The organism is Cupriavidus malaysiensis (assembly GCF_001854325.1).
In the GTDB taxonomy this organism is placed as follows: domain Bacteria; phylum Pseudomonadota; class Gammaproteobacteria; order Burkholderiales; family Burkholderiaceae; genus Cupriavidus; species Cupriavidus malaysiensis.
The window spans coordinates 1,286,160-1,307,247 of sequence record NZ_CP017755.1 but is presented as its reverse complement, the minus strand read 5'-3'; the positions used below and the strand labels follow the sequence as shown (position 1 = coordinate 1,307,247).

The window sequence follows — 21,088 nt, the reverse complement described above, 5'->3', positions numbered from 1 at the left end:
CAGGCCGGCCGATGGTCAAGGCAAGTCCGCGCGCCAGGCGGCACGGATCGCCAGCAGCATCGCCTCGGGCGTGCCCTGCTGCATGAGACGTTGCGCCGTCAGCCCGAACGGGGCTGACGTCCGCTCCTCGGTGGGCTCACCAGCGGGCTCCCTGCCAGCCTTCAGGCGGAACAGCGCCTGACAGAGCGCACCCGGCAATGTCGCATCGCTCCAGCCCCCCCAGCGCAAGTCCCACCCGCCGCCGGCATCGCGGTAACCAGCGCCAATCGGGCCGAACGCCTCTTCGGCCGAAGCGCGTCTTGTGAGCAGCACCTGCTCGTCACGGCCTCGCCAGACCCATGCCACGGGCAGCACCACGCCACTCTGGCAATCCAGGCGCTCGGTCCGTGCCACACGGTACGCGTCGCCGACACGTACCGCCTCGCCGGGACGCAATTCGGGAAACTCGTAGAAGGAAAGCGCCCGCGAATACTCCAGGACGTCGGAAGGCAGCAGGCGCATGGCGCTGATGCGGCCAGCCGTCGCTTGCTGCAGATAGCTGCCGAACAGGCGCTCGACCTCGCTGCGGCGCGCAGTCGTCGGATCTGCCGGCCCTGCATGCGGCCCGGCAACCGAGCGCCGCCAGTCGGCATACTGCCGGCGCATGCGGTCGAACAGGGCTGCCGCCGTCATGCCCGGCTTCAGGCGCAACGCCTCGCGGGTGAGGTTTGGACGCGCCAGGCCCATCAGGTCCGCGCTTTCCGCGGCAAGATCCTGCGTGATGGGCTTGAACGTGATCAGCGGCGACACTTTGCGCGCCATCCTGGCACGCCGCGCCTTCAAGTCGGGGCTCGACGCCGCCGCGCAGGCGAGCAGGATCTCGTTGCCTTGCGGCCAGGAATTCTGCCGGCTCTCGAGCAACTGTCCCTCCAGACGGTCGACCCACTCCGCAGGTGCATAGGAACGCGAGGCGATCACGGTGCCGTCGCGCGCGAGCAACTGAATGTCTGTCGACACATAGAAGCCCAGGCTGCAGTCGATCAGCCGCCGTTCGTAGTTGTACCAGCCGCGGCTGGACTCCTCTTCGGTCCATGGCTCCCCGGAATGGCGCGGGTAGCGTGTCGCCGACGCCAGCAGGCCATCGGGCCGCCACCGCAGCGCCTGCAGATCCACCGCGTGCGCCGTATCCCTCGCGTACATCGGGAAGTGGAGCCAATCCGTCTCGCCGGCTGCCGCGTTGGGGCCCCATATCAGTGCCAGCAGGCTGCTTGCTGTCAGCCAGCGTCGGAGGGTGCTTTTCATAGCTTGGAGCAGTTCACTTCGTCTCGTCAGGTCCCAGGCACCTGGCACCTGGCACCTGGCACTTGGCACCTGGCACTTGGCACCTGGCACCTGGCACCTGGCACCTGGCACCTGGCACCTGGCACGTGGGATGTCAGCCGGTCGTCCAGCCGCCCGATCTTCGCGTGGGGATGGCATCTGCGATGCATCTGCGCAATGCATCCTGCGGCCGGCGGACAGTGCGGCGGATCGGCGCCATGCCCATCGGCGCCGCAGAGTAATGCGCGGCAACCTGCAGACCCGCCGCAGTGTAGGGCCCGCCTCGCCAGTCTCCCTATGAGAGGAATCTGAAAAGAATGCCGATATTTACCAAGACCTCTGCTGCCGGCGCAGCACTACCGGGATTGACTCAATCCTCCCTCCCGTCCCATATGCCATCGCAAGCGTCGATGAGTTCCTTCGGCCATCTGCGGCGGGGCAGAATGCGCTCCAGTCCCATGTAAAAGACGTCGCCCAGCATCAGCAGCGGCGCAACCGGCAACGCGACGAGTACGAAGAAGGGAACGGCAAGCAGGAGCCAGGCCGGGTGGCTGACCTTCAGCGCCTTCAAGGGGTTGAAGTAGCGTACAGCCTCGCCTACCCGAGATAGGCGATATGGCCGGCGTGAACTGTTCGGCGGCAATGCCGCGGCCCCCTCTTGCATATACAAGCGGATGTACTCCCAGACCTGGGCCGCGCCATAAATACCCGGCCTGGCGATGGCATCCGGGTGATCCCGGGTGGCGGCGATGCCGATGCGCAGGCGGCCATCGGCATACGGGCGGTCGGGATTGGCATAGGGCAGAAGCAGTGTCAGCTCGATATCGACTGCCGGTGCGCGACCTGCTGCAAAACGGATTCGGTCCTCGATCGAGGCTTGCAGGTGATCCCACGACTGGTAGACCCATTTTCCCTGGAGGATGCAGGCGACCTTACGCGTCTTGCGGTTGAAGATGATGGGCAGTTGCAGTCGCCAGAGGAAGAAGGTCCAGGCGGAACCCAGGAAGAGCACAGCGGTCATGCCCAGCGCATTGCCGAGGTGCTCCAGATAGTGCGCCAGGGCTCCGGCGGCGTCTCCCCTGTGCTCACAATCGTCCATGCGGGTCGAATCTTCGACAAGGGAGAGTAGAGCGAAGACAAGAGGCATCGCCAGCGTGCATATCCAGCTCCAACTACCTCTTCCGCCCCACGCTCTGCCCGAGGATGTCCGCATGAACAGGCAGTCGTCGGTGACCTTCATCACGTTGTTATCCGCGGCAGGCTCAACGCCCAAGGGAGGATCACTTGCGTGCAACGCGGCAACGCGTCTGGCGAACAGGCTGAGTTCGGCCCAAGGGATAGGACGTTGATTCATAAGCAATGAATTCGCTTAGCGGGACGTTGCGATGCCTTGCGCTTGCCAGGGCTTCCGCGGTTGGCGGAGCGCTGCGCACATTGAAGACGCACGCGCTCCTTGAAGTCGCAGCCGTAGAACGTGACGCCCCCCCGGGGCCTCGGTGCGTGGGTCGCCAGCGTTGCGACGGATCTTCATGCGCAATGGCAAGCGGCAACTGCGCGCCGGCCATGGAGCGCCGCGGAGGCCGGCCAGCACGCGCTCCGCGCCTGAGCGCGTCTCCTCATGGGACAGGCCATCCCCCCCGCGGCCTTACCGGCGGTGCCAGCGGTGCGGACCACTCTCCCCGGGCATCGAGCAGGCCGTACTGCGTGGGCTCTTTCACCACGAAGATTTCCCCCAACTGCCGAATGTCCTCGTACTGCACGGGAAGCAGGACCTGGCCGTCCGGCGCCATCAGCCCCTTATACTCTTCATCCTTGGTCAGCAGCAACATGCCGTGCTTGGCGTCATACTCGATAGCGCTGTAGCCGGGCGCCACCAGTTCCCGGCCTTCCGCGTCGAGCCAGCCGAGCCGGAGGCGGGAGCTGTCGCCGTCGAAAAACCTGCTGGCGCTTCGCCAGCCGAGCAGACGGCCCTGCACGTCCCGGACCGGATCGAGGCGACTGTCGAAACGTGGCGGCACGGCCCATTCGCCCTGGTCGTCCAGCAGCCCCCACCGCAGGCCCTCCGGATCACCGGCGCTGACCAGGCCATCGTGGAAATCCTCGAGGTTCACCTTGGCGGGGAAAGTGATCCGGGTTATGTTCCCGGTACCCAGTTCCAGGCGCACAAGCGGGTCCCCGGGATCGCGGGGTGAGCCGATGAAAGCACGCTGGCTCACGCGCGTGATTCGCTGCACATCCTGGGGCCATAGGTGGCGCTTGCCATCGCGCTCCACCACCATCGGTTGCGTGCCGTCCCAGTCAACCACTGCGCCATCCCGGAAAGAAGATAGATAGTGGCCATGCTGTGGCTGGACGACCCACCGCCCCCGCCCGTCGATGGCGCCCCAGCGGGTGCGGTCCGGCGGGGCGTCACCCGAGAAGAGCCACACAGACGGCTCATCGAACGGTTCGCCAGGGGTGGACATCACCAGCGGCCCGTCGAGCGGCTTGCCGCCAGGACCGCCGGGCCCGCTCAAGACAAAGTGACCCTGGTTCATTTCGGCGCGATAGTGCCAGCCGGGATTGGAAATGAGCTTGCCGTCCCGGGTGATGATCTGCGTCTCGTTGCGCTTCCGTACCACCACGGCCAGAGGCAGCAGATCCAGGCGGCTGTGCTCGGCAGTGGCCTCGCCAGACGGCACGAGGAGCACCAGATCCCCGCGCGTCAATGCCTGATCGCCTTGTAACGCCCGGTCTTCGCTCGAAACCACCCGGCGGCCCGCCGCGTCGAAAATGTCAAAAGGCAGCGGCGCTTGCGTACCACTGAGGGCGCCCTCGAGCATGAGATGGGTGCCGGTGGCATAGGCCGCGGGCTTCGCGATACGGCTGCGGACCATGCCCGCACGGGCATGAAATGCCCAGCTCCGCCCGCAACCCGCCACGACGCTCCACTGCGCCTTCTCCACCGACAGGGCGACCAACACCTCGCGCAAGCCTGGACACGTGGCGGCGGCCAACAGCACCCGTCCGTCCCGGCCAATGATGTCGCTGCCAGCCTCTCCCGCGTGGGTGGCCTGGTAGCCGCCCCAGGCTTGCCGCGTGATCCGCTCATACTGCGGGGGGACTACGAACCGGCCCTGCCGGTCGATCAGTCCGAGGCGACGTCCCGCCAGGCTGCCGCCTTCGACATCCCCGCCAGCTGGTTCTGCCGGCTGTGCGACAGCCAGACCCGCTTGAAACGGCCCGATCGATGCGAAGCGCGCGGGCACGGCCCAGCGCCCCTGGATATCCATCGCCCCCCACAGCACATCGCCGCCGTTCGACTCGTGGCTGACTGGAATCAGGCCGTCGCCGTCGATCTGCACGTAGCGTTGCAACGCCTCCGGCATCGGGAACAGCCCGCCTTCGCGATGCCAGAGCCAGCGCGCGCCTTGGCGCTCGGCCCTGTAGAGCCCCCGGGCATCCGGGTCCAGGTCGACCGACAGGCCGGCCTCGAAACGCTTGACCACCTGTCCACGCCGGTCGATCAGCAGAGAGCCCTGGCGACGTTCCCTGACCATCGCGGTCCGATCTTGAAAGCGGCCGGCTTGCTCGTAGGCCGGCGCGATCACCCACTGGCCATGGCGGTCGATGTAGCCCCAGTTGCCGCCTTCCCCCATTGCGGCGGCCAGGCCGGCGGAGAAGCGATGGACGGAGCCGAACCTGGGAGGAATGACCAGTTCACCGGTCTTGTCGACGAAGCCCCAGTGCTCCCCCAACTTGACGGCGGCCAAGCCTTCCGAAAAGTCATCCGCATGGTCGAATGGAGGCGCCCCCGCCAGCTTGCCGAACTTGTCGATGAAACCCCATGCGCCATCGATCCTGAAGCGCGCCATGCCTTCATGCATGTCGCATGAGTATTGGACGGCCGAATGATCGCTCAATGGCGCCTCGCAAGACTCCGCCCGTGCAGGGCCGCTGGCCAGCGCCAGCCAGAGCAATGCGGCCGAAGCGCTCCGTCCTGGCAGCACGCGCCGGCAGGTGCCTGCGAGGACCAACCAACTCGACTTCCTGATCCGCCACCATGTCAGATCTGGACCCACCCCGTTCATCGGACACACGTCAGGCGGATGAGGCCGACCGCAAACGCGTACGAAACGCATCGATACACAAGGGACGATCGTCGGCGCGAAGTTCGCCAAGAGGGATGTAGATTCGTTTCGGCTTCGAACCGGCGGGTTGGCCGTGCTCGCGATAGTGAACGACAACCAGCTTATCGCTCACATCACAGCTGGTGACTGCGCTGTAAAGCACCTTCTGCCGCCCGGAAGCAAGCGTCAGCTTCGTTTCGAAGTGGCCCGCATCGAACCGGAGATAAGCGTTTGACCGCCTGGATTTTCCCGTCGCAATGAGCATGAGAGATGCCGAGAATACGCCGCCGCCCAGACCGACTCCGCCGAATTTGAGCGCTGGCACAAGCGCCACCACGATGAGCGCGCAGCCAATTCCGATCATTTTCTTGGCTAGACGGTCGGCGTAGAACTCGAGAGCAGTCGAGACCGGGGACGAGACATTGTCAGCCATCACGCCCCCCGACGAATCTGCCGAAATTGGCGTCGAGGATTGGAGAAAATTGCCAGTATGGCAATGCTAGATGCGATAAACCCGCCGATGGCCAGATCCAAGTGACGCTTCTCCTTTTTAGCAGGCTGGAAATCTCTGTGCAAACGACGCATGGTGCGGCCCCTCCAGCAATCGCTGCGGACTTCCCTGGACTTGCTACCTCTTCATATTGCATGGCCGCCCTTGCCGGTGATACAGGAGGTTTCCGGTCTTTCTGCAGGAAAGGCGCTCAACGTGCCCGTCAGAGGACCGCCTCAGGGGCATCAGGACGATGACCGGACCACCTGGCCAAGATCCAAGGCCAGATGCTCTCGACGCGGTAGCAGCCGCTGAACCCGGCCCCCCTCTTCAAGGCTCGGCGCCGCACGGTTCGAGGCGGGACGCAATGCCGGCATGGCCCTAAGCCCGATGGATGAGCAGGCGTGGGGGCCGAGGCGAATGGGCTCGCCGGCCCTGGTACTCTCTCTATTATTGCAAATACCAATCATTCTCATTTACAATTCAACACTTTCATCTCCCAACCCGTTGCCGGATCCCGGCCAAGGCGACGACCGGTGCCCCGCGAGCAGACTTACCCGCCCCTGATAGCCGCCCTGGTGCGCCACTACGACGAGCTGGTCGAGCACCTGCGCCGGCGCTTCGGCGCCGACCGCGGCTTCGCGCGCGACGTGGTCCACGATGTCTGCGTCAACCTGCTCGCCGAGCCGCCGCGCCAGCCGGTGCTGACCCCGATCGCCTACCTGCGGCGCGCCACGCTGAACCTGGCCATCGACCGCCATCGCGTGGAACGCGCGCGCGCGGCCTGGGTGCTGTCCATGGATGAGTTGCCGGACGGTGTCAGCGAGGCGCCCGGCCAGGCGCGCCGGCTCGACGCGGCGCGCGAGTTCGAGCGCCTGGCGGCGGCCATCGAGACGCTGCCGCCGCGCTGCCGCGAAGTCTTCGTCCTGCACAAGGTCCACGAACTGCCGCAGGCCGAGGTGGCGTTAACATTGGGCATTTCGCGCAAGGCGGTGGAGAAGCATGTCCGCCTGGGCCTGGCCGCCTGCCGGGCGGCCCTGCAGCGCGAGCTCGGATCCTGAGCATGTCCCCTCCCCAGCAGAACGTTCAGCCCGACAGCCAGCAAGACGATTTCCAGCGCGAGGAAGACGCGCTGGCCCGCCACCGCGCGGCGCTGCAACAACGCTTCGCGCGCCCCGGCGCCGGCGCGCCGCCGCGCCGGCCGCGCCGCGCGCGCGCCGCCACGCTGGCGGGCCTGTCCGGCCTCGCCGTCGCGCTGGCCGCCGGCCTGCTGTGGCTGGATCCGCCGCTGCACAGCGCCCGCTACGCCACCGCCGCCGGCGCGCGCAAGACCGTCACGCTGCCCGACGGCAGCCAGCTCGTGCTCAATACGCGCAGCGCGCTGGAGGTCGGCTGGCACCTGCGTTCGCGCCGCGTGGCGCTGCAGGAGGGCGAGGTGCTGTTCGACGTCGCCCACGCCGCCTGGCGGCCTTTCCTGGTGCAGGCCGGCAGCACCGCCATCCGCGTGGTGGGCACCGCCTTCGACGTGCGGCGCGAGCGCGAGCGCGTCGGCGTCACCGTGCTGCGCGGACGCGTGCAGGTCAGCGAGGGCGGCCACTCGGTGCTGCTGGGCGCCGGCGAGGCGACCTGGGCCGCGCCCGGGCGCCTGGAGCCCGTCGCCGCGGTCGGCGCCGAGCAGGCCGCCAGCCGCCTGGCATGGAAGGACGGCAAGCTGGTCTTCACGCAAACCCCGCTCGCCGAGGCGCTGGCGGAAATCGCCCGCTACCGGCGCGCACCGGTCACGCTGGCCGATGCGCGCCTGGCGGACCTGCGCATTTCCGGCGTGTTCGACAGCGCCGGCACCGACGTCCTGCTCGACCTGCTGCCCGCCATCCTGCCGGTCACCGTGGCACGCGCGCCCGACGACACGGTCACGGTGCGCGCCCGCGCCGAACCCTGAACTTTTTTGCGTGGCGAGGTAGGGGACCTGCCGCGCCCGCTCGTCATTCCCTTCGACAGCCACACACAATGAAGGGGAGTGACGCAGTGAATCGCAGCCACCGCGCGGGCGCCGCCACGGACGCAACGCAGCACGACACGACACATCGATCGACACACCACGCCGCCAGGCGCACCGGCATGCCCGCCGCAAGCGGGCCCCGGCGCACCGCGCTGCGGCCGCTGGCGCGCCTGTCCGCCCTGGCCGCCGCCATGCTGCTGGCCGGCGCGGCGCTGGCGCAGGGCGGGCAGGTCGCGCTCGACCTGCCGGCGGCGCCGCTGGAGCAGGCGCTGAAGACGCTGGCCCGCCAGTCCGGCACCCAGATCGTCTTCGCCAGCGCCATCACCGACGGCAAGCAGGCCCCGCGCCTGCACGGCAACTTCACCGTCGGCGAGGCACTCGACCGCCTGCTGGCCGGCAGCGGCCTGGCCGCGCGCCGGCAGGCCGACCACGTTTTCACCATCGGCCCGGCCGAGGCACCGCGCAGCGAGGCCGAACTGCCGGTGGTGACGGTCAGCGCCGCGGCCCAGCGCGAGACCGCCAACGGCCCGGTGATCGGCTACATCGCCACGCGCAGCGCCACCGGCAGCAAGACCGATGCGTCGCTCGACGAAGTGCCGCAGTCCATCAGCGTGGTCACGCGCGACCGCTTCGAGGCCCAGGGCGCGCAGAGCGTCAACGAGGCCCTGCGCTATACCGCCTCGGTATCGTCGTACGGCGCCGGCACGCGCTCGGACTGGTACACCGCGGTGCGCGGCTTCGTGCCCAGCACCTACCTGGACGGGCTGCAACTGCCCAACACCATCAATCTCGCCAGCTGGCGCGTCGACCCCTGGCAGCTGGAACGGGTCGAGCTGCTGCGCGGGCCGGCCTCGGTGCTGTACGGCCAGGGCGATCCGGGCGGCACCATCAACATGGTCTCCAAGCTGCCCACGCTGGAGCCGGTGCGCGAGCTCGAGGTCCAGTACGGCACCCACGCGCGTAAGCAGATCGCCGGCGACTTCGGCGGCAAGCTGGACGAGGACGGCAAGTTCTCCTACCGCCTGACCGCGCTCGCGCGCGACGGCAACCTCCCCTTCGGCCCCTTCAAGGACCAGCGGCTGATGGTGGCGCCCTCGCTCACCTGGCGCCCCGATGCCGACACCTCGCTGACGCTGATGGCGAGCTACCTGCGCGACAAGACCAATTCCTCGGACAACTTCCTGCCCGCCCAGGGCACCATCCTGCCCAATCCGAACGGACACATCTCGTCGCGCCTGTTCACCGGCTCGCCCGACTTCGACAGCTACGAGAAAACACAGTACTCGTTCGGCTACCAGTTCGAACACCGCTTCAACGATACCTGGACGGTGCGGCAAAACCTGCGCTACAACCACCTGCGCCTGGATGACCGCATGAGCTACGGCGTCGGCCTCGACCCGTCCGACCCGACCCAGCGCACCATGCTGCGCTATGCCGGCATCGCCCAGCCCAGCTACGGTCGCTTCGACGTCGATACCCAGGCCCAGGCGAAATTCGACACCGGAGCGCTGCGCCACACCCTGCTGCTGGGCCTCGACTACCAGCGCCAGCGCACGCTCGACCCGGAAAACTACGCGCTGACCTCCTCGCTCGACCTCTACCACCCGGTCTACGCCCCCACCGACCTGTCCATCTTCACCGGCGCGGGCGCCTATCCGCAGGACGTGCGCCAGACGCAGAGCCAGGTCGGCCTCTACCTGCAGGACCAGATCAAGCTGGCCGAGCGCTGGGTGGTCACGCTGGGCGGACGCCAGGACTGGACCGAGACCCGCACCACCGACCAGCTCGCCGGCAGCTCCAGCAGCCAGCGCGACAGCGCCTTCACCGGCCGCGTCGGCCTGGTCTACCTGATGCCGTCCGGCTTCGCGCCCTACCTCAGCTATTCGACCTCCTTCAATCCCACCTCCGGCACCGACCGCAACGGCCAGGCCTTCAAGCCCACCCAGGGCCGGCAGGTCGAGGCCGGCGTCAAGTACACGCGCCCGGACGGCAAGCTCTCGGTGACCGCCTCGCTGTTCCAGATCCACCAGCGCAACGTGCTGACCCCGGATCTGGCCGATCCCACCGGCGCGCACAGCACGCAGGCGGGCGAAGTGCGCTCCCAGGGCGTCGAACTGGAGGCCATCGCCGAGGTGGTGCCGGGGCTGAACCTGATCGCCAGCTACACCTACCAGGACGTGCGCAACACCAAGGCCAACGATGACACGCTCAACAAGTGGCCGATCGCCATTCCCATCCCGCGCGAGATGGCCGCGCTGTGGGCCGACTACCGGCTGCGCGGCGGGCCGCTGGCGGGCCTGGGCTTCGGTGCCGGCGTGCGCTACGTGAGCCCGACCGCCGGCGCCCCGGACAACTCGCTGCACGTGCCCGGCTACGCGCTGTTCGATGCCGCCATCACCTACCGCATCCCGCACTGGCGCTTCGCCCTCAACGGCACCAACCTCGGCAACCGCGAGTACATCTCGGGCTGCTACGACGCCACGCGCTGCATCTACGGCAACGGCCGCACCGTGATCGCGAGCGCGCGCTACAGCTGGTAAGCGCGCGGCGGACCACGCCAGGGGGCATGCGTGCAGCGGGCCGGCCAGCCGGCCCCGCGCGGCATCCCCTCTGCCTTACCCCTCTTCTTTCCCCCCACCGCGGCGGTCCTTTTACCGCCCGTCAATCCCCCGGCCGCTCGCGCATCGCCGGGCCGCGCCGTATCATGGAGCCCGGCGATGCGCCGCCGCGCGCCCGCCGCTTCCCTGTCCCGCCGCGCGGCCGCCCGCGCCCCATCCGGAGAATCCCCGCGCCGATGCAAGCCGCGCTTGCCATGCAGATCGTCACCGCCGCACTCGGCGCCATGATGCTGGCCATCATCTGGTCGCTGCGGCGCTGCGGCCTGCCCGGGGTGGGGCACTGGTTCTACGCCAACCTGGCCGCCGCGCTGGCGCTGGTGCTGTTCGCGCTGCGCGGGCGGCTGCCCGACGGGCTGGTGATCGGCCTCGGCAATCCCCTGCTGGCGTGGGCGATGGCGCAGATGTACGCAGGCGTGCAGCGCTTCTGCGGCCGCGCGCCACCCTGGCGCGCGCTGGTCGCGGGCGTGCTGGCGCTGGCTGCCGCGGTGGCGCTGTGGCACTTCCACTTCGACGATTTCAACGTGCGGGTGGCGATCGTCTCGGTCTTCCACGCGGCCCTGTGCGCCGCCTGCGGATGGACCCTGCTGCGCGCGCGCCTGCCGGGGCGGGCCGGCGGCCACTATGTCACCACCGCCGTCTTCGCCCTGTTCTTCGCCGCGGCGCATGCGCTGCGCGGCGCGCTGTCGCTGCAGGCGGCCCTGCAGGGCCCGCCCGGCGCCAGCCCGCCGGGCATGCACATCCTGTTCCTGCTGCTTGGCGCGCTGGCGGTGCCGGCGCTGACCATGGGCGCGGTGCTGATGGTCCACGACCGCCTGGTGCACCGGCTCGAACTCATCGCCAACACCGACTTCCTGACCGGCGTGCTGTCGCGCAAGGCCTTCGAGGACGAAGCCACGCGCCAGCTGGCGCGCGCCGCCCGCGGCGACAGCGCGCCGGCGCTGCTGCTGCTCGACATCGACCGCTTCAAGGCGGTCAACGACAACCACGGCCACGCCGCCGGCGACGAGGTGCTGCGCGCCTTCACCGCCATGGCGCGCGATGCCGTCCGCCCCGGCGACCGCATCGGCCGCCTGGGCGGGGAAGAGTTCGCCGTGCTGCTGCCGGCCACCGCGCTCGAAGACGCCCTGCTGGTGGCGGAGCGGCTGCGCGCGCGCGCGGAGGCCGGCCGCGTCGACGGCAGCTTCGGCTCGCTGCACTACACCATCAGCGGCGGCGTGGCGCATTGGCTGCCGGGCGAGTCGCTGGCGCGCCTGACCGGGCGCGCCGATGCGGCGCTCTACGCCGCCAAGCTGGCCGGCCGCAACCGCATGCTGGCGAGCGCCACGCCGGCGGCGGCCCGCCCGGCCACGGCGGGCTCCGCGCCGGCGCAGCCGCGCACGCCGCAGCCCCACTGAGCTGCCCGGCGGAGGGCGGCTGCCGCCACCGGCTAGAATCCCGGGGTGCGCCTGGCGTGCCTTGCGCGCCCGCTGCACCTCGTGCGCCACCGGCGCGTGCCGGCCCGGCCCTTCCCGCCATCTCCGCCGTTCCTTCGCAAGGTCAATGAATCCGGAAGTCCTGCTCGATACCCTGACGAACCTGGTGCCCCGCCATCCGTGGGCCCAACTCGCGCTCAACCTCGGCCTGCTGGCGCTGGCCGCCGTGCTGGCCCAATGGGTGGTGACGCGCACCATCCTCTACCTGGCCCACCGCCTGCTCGACCTGAGCGGCCACGGCGCCTGGAACGTGGCGCTGCTGCGCCACCGCGCCTACCACCGGCTGTGGTTCGCCACGCCGTTCGCAGTGGTGGCGCTGGGCATCGGCGAGGTACCTCACCTCGACCACAGCGCCCACCTGATCGAGCGCGTGGCGCATGCCGGCGCCTGGATCTGCGTCTTCATGGCGCTGCACAGCCTGCTGAGCGCCTGGCAGGACGTCTACTCCGGCAGCACGCGGGCCCAGACCCGTTCCATCAAGGGTTATATCCAGATGGGCAAGCTGGCGCTCGCCCTGATCTGCGGCGTGCTGGTGCTGTCCATCCTGCTCGACCGCTCGCCGCTGTGGATGCTGTCCGGCCTGGGCGCGCTGTCGGCGGTGCTGCTGCTGGTGTTCAAGGACACGCTGCTGTCGCTGGTGGCCAGCACCCAGCTCACGTCCAACGACATGCTGCGCATCGGCGACTGGATCGAGATGCCGCAGTCCAATGCCGACGGCTTCGTGCAGGACATCGCGCTGCACACGGTCAAGGTGCGCAACTGGGACAACACCGTCACCACGGTGCCCACCTACAAGCTGTTCTCGGAGAGCTACCGCAATTACCGCCAGATGTTCGAGTCGGGCGCGCGCCGCATCAAGCGCACCCTGCGCATCGACGCCAGCGGCGTGCGCTTCCTGCGCGACGACGAGATCGCCGGCCTGATGCGCTTGCGCCTGCTGCACGACTACCTGGAAGAAAAGCAGGCCGAGGTGGAGCGCACCAACCGCGAACTGGGCGCCTCGGCCGACGAGCCGGTCAACCGGCGCCGCCTGACCAATCTCGGCACCTTCCGCGCCTATGCCATGGCCTACCTGCGCCAGCATGCCGAGATCCGCCACGACCTGCTGCTCAACGTGCGCATGATGGAGCCGGGTTCCGAGGGGGTGCCGGTCGAGGTCTACTGCTTCACCGCGGTGACGGCGTGGATGGAGTACGAGCGCATCCAGGGCGACATCTTCGACCACCTGCTGGCGATCCTGCCGGAGATGGGCCTGCGCCTGTACCAGGCGCCGTCCGGCGCCGACCTGGGCGGCATGCGGTCGCAGTGGCTGGCCGACGCCGCCGCGCAGCAGGCGTCGCCGCGGCCGTCCCCCTCTCCGGCCTCCCCGGCCTCCCCGGCCTCTCCGGCCTTCCCCGAGCCCGCCGGCCGGCCGCCGCTGTAGCGGCAGGGCTGGCGCCGCGCCGCTACGGTGCCGCTACGGCGCCGGTACCGCCCGATAGGCCCCCGGCCGCGAGCCGGTCCAGCGGCGGAAGGCGCGGTGGAAGGCGCCCGGCTCGGCGAAGCCCAGCTCGGCCGCGATGGCCACGATGGGCTGCGTCGAATGGCTGAGCGCCTCGATGGCGAGGTCGCGGCGCAGTTCGTCCTTGAGCTGCTGGTAGGTCGCCCCCTCGTCCATCAGCCGGCGCCGCAGCGAGGAGGCCGACAGGTGCATGTCCTGCGCGAGCTGCTCGAAGGTCGGCCAGGCCTCCGGGCGCGACTGTCGCAGCAAGCGGCGGATGCGCGCCACGATGCCGGCGCGGTCCGAGTACTTGACCACCAGGTTGTGCGGCGCAGCACGCAGGAACACCTTGAGGCTGCGCTCGTCGTGGCGCACCGGGTGCGCCAGCCAGGCCGCATCGAACCACAGCGCCGTGCTCGGTTCGCCGAAGGCCAGGCGGCGCGAGTACATGACCCGGTACTCGGCGCTGTAGTCCGGTTCCGGGTAGGCGAAGCTGGCCTGCTGGATCGGCACGCGCCGGCGCGCCAGCCAGCTCATCAGCCCGTGCAGCATGATCAGCAGCGTCTCCTGGGCGAACACGCCCGGCCGGCGCGCCGAAGGCGTGGTCAGCACCAGCGCGGCCGCGCCTGCCGCCGCACTCGGCCGCTCCAGGCGCACGCCGATATCGTCCAGCAGCAGGCCGAAGAAACGCGCCACGCGCTCCAGCCCCTGTCCCAGCGTCTGGCTGCCGGCCACGGCGTGGCACAGCATGGTGAAGCTGCCGCATTTCATCCGGCGCGAGTCCTGGCCGAAGAATTCATCGTCGAGCACGCGCGCCACTTCCAGCCAGAGGGCGCTGTAGCTGTCGGCCGACACGCGCGCCTGGGGCGCCTCCAGCAGGGCCGGGGCGATCCCGGCGGCCCGCAGCACGGGCTCGGGCGGCAGCCCGCGCGCGCGCAGGCCGGCGATGGCTTGATGGACGAAACAGATGGCAACGGTGCCTTTTTCCATGGGTGGCGGAGCAGAGCCGGGCCGGCCGCCGCCCGGCGGAGGCGGCCGGGCGCGGGGCAGTGGCTTGGGAGTTCAGCAAGATTGGCGGATTTTGGCATAGGAGCGGCAGGCCACGCTTCCTACACTGCCCCGTATCGATGCGCGCCGCCGCGCGCCAACCTGCCCAGCGCTCCACCATGCCCCACGACTACACCGAAGAACAGATCATGATCCGCGACACCGCGCGCGCCTTTGCCAGCGAGCGGCTGGCCGCCGGCGCCGCGCAGTGGGACGAGGCGGGCGCGCTGCCGCCGGAGGTGGTGCAGGAGATGGGCGCGCTCGGCCTGCTGGGCATGATCGTGCCCGAGGAGTGGGGCGGCACCTATACCGACTACGTGGCCTACGCGCTCGCCATCGAGGAGATCGCCGCCGGCTGCGCGGCCTGCGCCACGCTGATGAGCGTGCACAACTCGGTAGGCTGCGGTCCCATCCTGCACTACGGCACCGAAGCGCAGAAGGACCGCTACCTGGGCCGCCTGGCGCGCGGCGAACTGGTCGGCGCCTTCTGCCTGACCGAGCCGCAGGCCGGCTCCGAGGCGCACAACCTGCGCACCCGCGCCCGCCTGCAGGACGGCCGCTGGGTGCTCGACGGCAGCAAGCAGTTCGTCACCAACGGCGCGCGCGCCGGCCTGGCCGTGGTCTTCGCCGTGACCGACCCCGAGGCCGGCAAGCGCGGCCTGTCGGCCTTCCTGGTGCCGACCGACACGCCGGGCTTCGTGGTCGGCAAGCCCGAGAACAAGATGGGCATCCGCGCCTCCGATACCTGTCCGATCACCCTGGACCAGTGCGCGATCCCCGAGGACGCCCTGCTCGGCGCGCGCGGCGACGGCCTGCGCATCGCCCTGTCCAACCTGGAGGGCGGACGCATCGGCATCGCCGCGCAGGCGGTCGGCATCGCCCGCGCCGCGTTCGAGAAGGCGAAGGTCTACGCCACCGAGCGCACCCAGTTCGGCAAGCCGCTGATGGAGCACCAGGCGATCGCGCAGAAGCTGGCCGACATGGCCACCCGCCTGAACGCCGCGCGCCTGCTGGTGCACCACGCGGCGCGGCTGCGCAGCGCCGGCCGCCCCTGCCTGTCGGAGGCCTCCCAGGCCAAGCTGTTTGCCTCCGAGATGGCCGAAGCGGTATGCTCGGATGCGATCCAGATCCATGGCGGCTATGGCTATCTCGCCGACTACGACGTCGAGCGCCACTACCGCGACGCCCGGATCACGCAGATCTACGAGGGGACCAGCGAAGTGCAGAGGATGGTGATCGCGCGGCAGTTGTGATGCGCCGCGCGCAAGCGTAACAGCGACGGTTCACCGGCGATTCCCCACGATACCCCGACGACGCACCGGCAATGCACCGGTGAGCGGCACGCGCTGCCGCGGCCGCCCGGCCGCAGAACGGATGGAGACGACACCATGACTGCACAGGCATTCCTCGCGGCGCGCGACTTCCTGCAGCGCCACCGTACCGACTACGACACCGCCTGCCGCGATTTCCGCTGGCCGCAGCTCGGCGCCTTCAACTGGGCGCTCGACTACTTCGACGCCATCGCGCGCGGCAACGACAAGCCTGCGCTGTGGATCGTCGGCGCCGAGGGCGGCGCGGGCACGCAGTACTCCTTCGCGCAGATGTCCGAGCGCTCGGCGCGCGTCGCCAACCACCTGCGCGGCGCCGGCGTCGGCCGCGGCGACCGCATCCTGCTGATGCTGCCCAACCGCGTCGAGCTGTGGGACGCCATGCTGGCGGCGATGAAGCTGGGCGCGGTGGTGCTGCCCGCCACCACGCAGCTGTCGGCCGAGGACGTGCGCGACCGCGTGCAGCTCGGCGGCGCGCGCTTCGCCATCGTCGACGAGAACGAGGCCGCCAAGTTCGACGGCCTGGAGCTGCCGCTGACCCGCTTCGTGGCCGGCGCGCCGCGCCCCGGCTGGCACACCTTCGGCGACGGCTACGCCGCGCCCGCCGACTTCGTGCCGGACGGCGCCACCGACGCCGACGACCCGATGCTGCTCTACTTCACCTCGGGCACCACCTCCAAGCCCAAGCTGGTCGAGCACACCCACCGGACCTACCCGGTCGGCAGCCTGTCGACCATGTACTGGGTGGGCCTGCAACCCGGCGACGTGCACTGGAACATCAGCTCGCCGGGCTGGGCCAAGCATGCCTGGAGCTGCTTCTACGCGCCCTGGAACGCCCAGGCCTGCGTGTTCGCCTACAACTACGCCCGCTTCGAGCCGCAGGCGGTGCTCGACACGCTGGTGCGCTGCGGCGTCACCACCCTGTGCGCGCCGCCCACGGTGTGGCGCATGCTGGTGCAGCAGCCGCTGGCCGACTACCGCACCGCGCTGCGCGAGATCGTCGGCGCCGGCGAGCCGCTCAACCCCGAGATCATCGAGCGCGTGCGCCACGCCTGGGGCATCACCATCCGCGACGGCTACGGCCAGACCGAGACCACCTGCATGATCGGCAACCCGCCCGGGCAGCCGGTGGTGCCGGGCTCGATGGGCCGGCCGCTGCCGGGCTACCGCATCGCCCTGCTCGACCCCGACGGCAAGCCGGCCGAGGAAGGCGAGATCGCGCTGCCGCTGGACGGCGGCGCCACGCGCCCGGCCGGCCTGATGCGCGGCTATGCCAATAACCCGGACGCCACCGCGCACGCCATGCGCGACGGCCACTACCGCACCTCCGACATCGCGCTGCGGCGCGAGGACGGCTACTACGTCTACGTCGGCCGCGCCGACGACGTCTTCAAGTCTTCCGACTACCGCCTGAGCCCGTTCGAGCTGGAAAGCGTGATGATCGAGCACGCCGCCATCGCCGAGGCGGCGGTGGTGCCCAGCCCCGACCCGGTGCGACTGTCGGTGCCCAAGGCCTATGTCTCGCTGCGCCAGGGCCACGTCGCCAGCGCCGAGCTGGCGCGCGAGATCTTCCGCTTCTCGCGCGAGCGGCTGGCGCCGTACAAGCGCATCCGCCGGCTGCAGTTCGCCGAGCTGCCCAAGACCATCTCCGGCAAGATCCGCCGCGTGGAGCTGCGGCGCCAGGAGATGGCGCGCGGCGACGAGACCGCGCAGCGCATGCCCGGCGAATACTGGGAAGAGGACTTCGCCGACCTCAAGCCCTGAGCCCCCGGGCCCGCCGCCGGCACCGCCCCCTGAATCCGCACCGAATCCGCACCGAATCCGATCCCGATATCGATTCCGATACGACCCATCGCCCATCGAAGGAGACAAGCCAGATGAACGCCACCACCACCCCCGCCGCCGGCCAGCCGGCGCCGACCGTCAAGCTGCTGATCAACGGCGAGTGGGTCGAGTCCGCCGCCACCGAGTTCCGCCAGGTCGTCAACCCGGCCACGCAGGAAGTGCTGGCGCGCGTGCCGCTGGCCACCGCTGCCGAGGTCAACGCGGCCGTCGGCGCCGCCCAGCAGGCCTTCGCCACCTGGCGCCACACGCCGATCGGCGCGCGCCTGCGCATCATGCTGCGCTACCAGGCACTGATCCGCGAGCACAGCAAGCGCATCGCCGCCATCCTGACCGCCGAGCAGGGCAAGACCCTGGCCGACGCCGAGGGCGACATCTTCCGCGGCCTGGAGGTGGTGGAGCACGCCTGCTCGATCGGCACCCTGCAGCAGGGCGGCTTCGCCGAGAACGTGGCGGCCACCGTCGACACCTACACGCTGCAGCAGCCGATCGGCGTCTGCGCCGGCATCACGCCGTTCAACTTCCCGGCCATGATCCCGCTGTGGATGTTCCCGATGGCCATCGTGTGCGGCAACACCTTCGTCCTCAAGCCCTCCGAGCAGGATCCGCTGTCCACCATGGAGCTGGTCAAGCTGGCCATCGAGGCCGGCATCCCGGCCGGCGTGCTGAACGTGGTGCATGGCGCCAAGGACGTGGTCGACGCCCTTTGCACCCACCCTGACATCAAGGCGGTCTCCTTCGTCGGCTCGACCGCGGTGGGCACCCACGTGTACAACCTGGCCGGCGCGCACGGCAAGCGCGTGCAATCGATGATGGGCGCCAAGAACCATGCCGTGGTGCTGCCCGACGCGCACAAGGAACAGACGCTGAACGCGCTGGTGGGCGCCGGCTTCGGCGCCGCCGGCCAGCGCTGCATGGCGACCTCGGTGGCGGTGCTGGTGGGCGCGGCGCGCGAGTGGGTGCCGGAGCTGATTGCCAAGGCCCGCACGCTGAAGGTGGGCGCCGGCGCCGAGCCGGGCACCGACGTCGGCCCGGTGGTATCGGTGGCGGCCAAGGAGCGCATCCTGGGCCTGATCGCCGCCGGCGAGCGCGAAGGCGCCACGCTGGCGCTGGACGGGCGCGGCGTGCAGGTGCCGGGCTATGCGCAGGGCAACTTCATCGGCCCGACCGTGTTCACCGACGTGGGCACCGAGATGAGCATCTATACCAATGAGATCTTCGGCCCGGTGCTGCTGGTGATCGGCGTCGACACGCTCGACGAGGCCATCGCCCTGGTCAACCGCAACCCCTTCGGCAACGGCACCGGCGTGTTCACGCAGAGCGGCGCCGCCGCGCGCAAGTTCCAGACCGAGATCGACGTCGGCCAGGTCGGCATCAACATTCCCATCCCGGTGCCGGTGCCCTACTTCAGCTTCACCGGCTCGCGCGGCTCCAAGCTGGGCGACCTCGGCCCCTACGGCAAGCAGGTGGTGCAGTTCTACACCCAGACCAAGACGGTCACCGCGCGCTGGTTCGACGATGCCACGGTGAACGACGGGGTGAATACGACGATCAGCCTGAAGTAAGGACGCAAGGCGGCGGCGGATGATGCCCATGCTCCCGCGGGCAACGGCAGGGCGTCGCCATGGCATCCGCCGGCGCGACAAGCTGCCCTCCCCGCCACCATCCATCCCGCACGGCAAGGCCGCCAGCCTGCGCCGAAACCTGACACCCCCGAAAGAGGAGACCCCATGCACATCGCCTTCATCGGCCTCGGCAACATGGGCGCGCCCATGGCGCGCAACCTGCTCAAGGCCGGCCATGCCCTGACCGTGTTCGACCTCAACGCGCAGGCCGTCGCCGACCTGCGCGACGCCGGCGCTGCCAGCGCGGCCAGCGCCCGCGCGGCCGCCGCCGAGGCGGACTTCGTCATCACCATGCTGCCCGCGGCCGCGCACGTGCGCAGCGCCTACCTGGGCAGCGACGGCGTGCTCGCCGGCGTGCGCGCCGGCGTGCCGCTGGTGGATTCGTCCACCATCGATCCCGCCACCATCCGCGAACTGGCCAAGACCGCGGCGGCGCAAGGCAACCCGATGGCCGACGCCCCGGTTTCCGGCGGCACCGGCGGCGCCCAGGCGGGCACCCTGACCTTCATGGTGGGCGCCGAAGCGGCGCTGTTCGAGCAGATCAAGCCGGTGCTGGCGGGCATGGGCCGCAACGTGGTCCACTGCGGCGGCACCGGCACCGGCCAGGTGGCCAAGATCTGCAACAACCTGATCCTCGGCATCTCCATGGTGGGCGTGGCCGAGGCCATGGCCCTGGGCGAGAAGCTGGGCATCGATCCCAAGGTGCTGGCGGGCATCGTCAATACCTCCACCGGCCGCTGCTGGGCATCCGACACCTGCAACCCCTTCCCTGGCGTGATCGAGACCGCGCCGGCCGGACGCGGCTACAGCGGCGGCTTCGGCGCGGCGCTGATGCTCAAGGACCTCGGCCTCGCCGCCGACGCGGCGCGCAGCGTGGGCCAGCCGCTCTTCCTCGGCGCCCAGGCCCAGCAGGTCTACCAGTCCATGACCCAGCTCGGCGAGGGCGCGCTCGACTTCTCCGGCGTGATCCGCCAGTACCGCGGCAAGCAGGCATGATGATCGAACACCTCATCGACGGGCACACCGCCCGTCTCACCCTCAAGCGGCCACCGGCCAACGCCTTCCATGCCGAAGGGCTGGAGCAGCTGCGCCAGCTCGTCGCCACGCTGAACGACGATGCGCGCGTGCGCGCCATCGTCATCACCGGCGACGGCCCCAAGTTCTTCAGCGCCGGCGCCGACCTGAACGGCTTCGCCGACGGCGACCGCGCCAACGCGCGCCATATGGCGCAGCGCTTCGGCGCGGCCTTCGAGGCCCTGCAGAACGCCCGCCCGGTGGTGATCGCCGCCATCAACGGCTATGCCATGGGCGGCGGGCTCGAATGCGCGCTGGCCTGCGATATCCGCATCGCCGAGGAGCATGCCCAGATGGCGCTGCCCGAGGCCGCCGTGGGCCTGCTGCCCTGCGGCTGCGGCACGCAGACGCTGCCCTGGCTGGTGGGCGAGGGCTGGGCCAAGCGCATGATCCTGACCAACGAGCGCGTGGATGCCGCCACCGCGCTGCGCATCGGCCTGGTGGAAGAAGTGGTGCCGGCGGGACAGTCGCTGCAGGCCGCGCTGCGCCTGGCCGAGCGTGCCGCCACGCTGCGCCCGCGCGCGGCCGCTGACAGCAAGCGCCTGGTGCACCTGGCGCGCGAGGGCGTGGCGCGCGCGCCGGCGCTGGCGCTGGAGCGTGAGCGCTTCGTCGACCTGTTCGACGGCGAGGACCAGCGCGAGGGTGTCAGCGCCTTCCTGCAGAAACGCGCGCCCCAGTGGCGCGGAGACTGACCGGACGGGCGCG

At 69.9% G+C, this 21,088-nt stretch carries 15 protein-coding genes; 10 read left to right on the top strand and 5 right to left on the bottom strand.

Annotated features, from left to right (window positions below):
* Window positions 1–15 precede the first annotated feature (15 nt).
* From BKK80_RS25385 to BKK80_RS36700, 4 genes are all read right to left on the bottom strand, one after another.
* On the bottom strand, window positions 16–1,281 hold the full coding sequence (locus tag BKK80_RS25385) for a hypothetical protein (RefSeq protein ID WP_157903337.1): 1,266 nt from the start codon (window positions 1,279–1,281) through the stop codon (window positions 16–18).
* 388 nt (window positions 1,282–1,669) lie between these two features.
* Window positions 1,670–2,539, bottom strand: a complete 870-nt coding sequence (locus tag BKK80_RS25380; RefSeq protein WP_071071783.1) for a hypothetical protein — start codon at window positions 2,537–2,539, stop codon at window positions 1,670–1,672.
* A gap of 376 nt (window positions 2,540–2,915) precedes the next feature.
* On the bottom strand, window positions 2,916–5,165 hold the full coding sequence (locus tag BKK80_RS25375; protein WP_162287358.1) for a WG repeat-containing protein: 2,250 nt from the start codon (window positions 5,163–5,165) through the stop codon (window positions 2,916–2,918).
* A gap of 214 nt (window positions 5,166–5,379) precedes the next feature.
* On the bottom strand, window positions 5,380–5,841 hold the full coding sequence (locus BKK80_RS36700) for a hypothetical protein (RefSeq protein WP_071039766.1): 462 nt from the start codon (window positions 5,839–5,841) through the stop codon (window positions 5,380–5,382).
* Window positions 5,842–6,434: 593 nt separating this feature from the next.
* On the opposite strand from BKK80_RS36700, the gene BKK80_RS25365 reads away from it, so the two are divergent.
* From BKK80_RS25365 to BKK80_RS25345, 5 genes are all read left to right on the top strand, one after another.
* Window positions 6,435–6,959 (top strand): RNA polymerase sigma factor, encoded by a 525-nt coding sequence (locus tag BKK80_RS25365; protein WP_071071778.1) that lies wholly within the window; start codon window positions 6,435–6,437, stop codon window positions 6,957–6,959.
* A gap of 2 nt (window positions 6,960–6,961) precedes the next feature.
* The gene (locus tag BKK80_RS25360) at window positions 6,962–7,837 is read left to right on the top strand and encodes a FecR family protein (RefSeq protein ID WP_071020973.1); all 876 of its coding nucleotides are present in this window, start codon (window positions 6,962–6,964) and stop codon (window positions 7,835–7,837) included.
* A gap of 179 nt (window positions 7,838–8,016) precedes the next feature.
* Window positions 8,017–10,437 carry a TonB-dependent siderophore receptor gene (locus BKK80_RS25355; RefSeq protein ID WP_071071775.1) on the top strand — a complete coding sequence of 807 codons (2,421 nt, stop codon included), beginning with the start codon at window positions 8,017–8,019 and terminating at the stop codon, window positions 10,435–10,437.
* Between the two features lie 254 nt (window positions 10,438–10,691).
* Window positions 10,692–11,909 carry a GGDEF domain-containing protein gene (locus BKK80_RS25350; protein WP_071020978.1) on the top strand — a complete coding sequence of 406 codons (1,218 nt, stop codon included), beginning with the start codon at window positions 10,692–10,694 and terminating at the stop codon, window positions 11,907–11,909.
* Between the two features lie 145 nt (window positions 11,910–12,054).
* Window positions 12,055–13,410, top strand: coding sequence for a mechanosensitive ion channel family protein (locus BKK80_RS25345; protein WP_071020981.1), 1,356 nt, complete (start codon window positions 12,055–12,057; stop codon window positions 13,408–13,410).
* A gap of 33 nt (window positions 13,411–13,443) precedes the next feature.
* Here BKK80_RS25345 and BKK80_RS25340 read toward each other — a convergent pair whose 3' ends face one another.
* A complete protein-coding gene (locus BKK80_RS25340; RefSeq protein ID WP_071039761.1) occupies window positions 13,444–14,457 on the bottom strand; it encodes an AraC family transcriptional regulator in 1,014 nt (337 codons plus the stop codon).
* 176 nt (window positions 14,458–14,633) lie between these two features.
* Here BKK80_RS25340 and BKK80_RS25335 point away from each other — a divergent pair, with 176 nt between their 5' ends.
* The 5 genes from BKK80_RS25335 (at window position 14,634) to BKK80_RS25315 (ending at window position 21,075) form a co-directional block, all read left to right on the top strand.
* Window positions 14,634–15,767, top strand: a complete 1,134-nt coding sequence (locus BKK80_RS25335) for an acyl-CoA dehydrogenase family protein (RefSeq protein ID WP_071022721.1) — start codon at window positions 14,634–14,636, stop codon at window positions 15,765–15,767.
* A gap of 135 nt (window positions 15,768–15,902) precedes the next feature.
* Window positions 15,903–17,606 carry an AMP-binding protein gene (locus tag BKK80_RS25330; protein ID WP_071071773.1) on the top strand — a complete coding sequence of 568 codons (1,704 nt, stop codon included), beginning with the start codon at window positions 15,903–15,905 and terminating at the stop codon, window positions 17,604–17,606.
* Between the two features lie 113 nt (window positions 17,607–17,719).
* Window positions 17,720–19,249 (top strand): CoA-acylating methylmalonate-semialdehyde dehydrogenase, encoded by a 1,530-nt coding sequence (locus BKK80_RS25325; protein WP_071039759.1) that lies wholly within the window; start codon window positions 17,720–17,722, stop codon window positions 19,247–19,249.
* 165 nt (window positions 19,250–19,414) lie between these two features.
* A complete protein-coding gene (gene mmsB / locus BKK80_RS25320; RefSeq protein ID WP_071020990.1) occupies window positions 19,415–20,305 on the top strand; it encodes a 3-hydroxyisobutyrate dehydrogenase in 891 nt (296 codons plus the stop codon).
* Window positions 20,305–21,075, top strand: coding sequence for an enoyl-CoA hydratase (locus tag BKK80_RS25315; protein WP_071022724.1), 771 nt, complete (start codon window positions 20,305–20,307; stop codon window positions 21,073–21,075). Before mmsB ends, BKK80_RS25315 begins: the two co-directional genes overlap by 1 nt.
* Window positions 21,076–21,088 lie beyond the last annotated feature (13 nt).

Excerpts from the sequence above, each read along its gene's own strand:
- BKK80_RS25325 (WP_071039759.1), top strand. The coding sequence starts at position 17,720 with ATGAACGCCACCACCACCCCCGCCGCCGGCCAGCCGGCGCCGACCGTC.
- BKK80_RS25355 (WP_071071775.1), top strand. The coding sequence starts at position 8,017 with ATGCCCGCCGCAAGCGGGCCCCGGCGCACCGCGCTGCGGCCGCTGGCG.
- BKK80_RS25380 (WP_071071783.1), bottom strand. The coding sequence starts at position 2,539 with ATGAAGGTCACCGACGACTGCCTGTTCATGCGGACATCCTCGGGCAGA.
- BKK80_RS25350 (WP_071020978.1), top strand. The coding sequence starts at position 10,692 with ATGCAAGCCGCGCTTGCCATGCAGATCGTCACCGCCGCACTCGGCGCC.
- BKK80_RS25345 (WP_071020981.1), top strand. The coding sequence starts at position 12,055 with ATGAATCCGGAAGTCCTGCTCGATACCCTGACGAACCTGGTGCCCCGC.
- BKK80_RS25330 (WP_071071773.1), top strand. The coding sequence starts at position 15,903 with ATGACTGCACAGGCATTCCTCGCGGCGCGCGACTTCCTGCAGCGCCAC.
- BKK80_RS36700 (WP_071039766.1), bottom strand. The coding sequence starts at position 5,841 with ATGGCTGACAATGTCTCGTCCCCGGTCTCGACTGCTCTCGAGTTCTAC.
- BKK80_RS25375 (WP_162287358.1), bottom strand. The coding sequence starts at position 5,165 with ATGCATGAAGGCATGGCGCGCTTCAGGATCGATGGCGCATGGGGTTTC.
- BKK80_RS25340 (WP_071039761.1), bottom strand. The coding sequence starts at position 14,457 with ATGGAAAAAGGCACCGTTGCCATCTGTTTCGTCCATCAAGCCATCGCC.
- mmsB (WP_071020990.1), top strand. The coding sequence starts at position 19,415 with ATGCACATCGCCTTCATCGGCCTCGGCAACATGGGCGCGCCCATGGCG.
- BKK80_RS25385 (WP_157903337.1), bottom strand. The coding sequence starts at position 1,281 with ATGAAAAGCACCCTCCGACGCTGGCTGACAGCAAGCAGCCTGCTGGCA.
- BKK80_RS25335 (WP_071022721.1), top strand. The coding sequence starts at position 14,634 with ATGCCCCACGACTACACCGAAGAACAGATCATGATCCGCGACACCGCG.
- BKK80_RS25315 (WP_071022724.1), top strand. The coding sequence starts at position 20,305 with ATGATCGAACACCTCATCGACGGGCACACCGCCCGTCTCACCCTCAAG.
- BKK80_RS25360 (WP_071020973.1), top strand. The coding sequence starts at position 6,962 with ATGTCCCCTCCCCAGCAGAACGTTCAGCCCGACAGCCAGCAAGACGAT.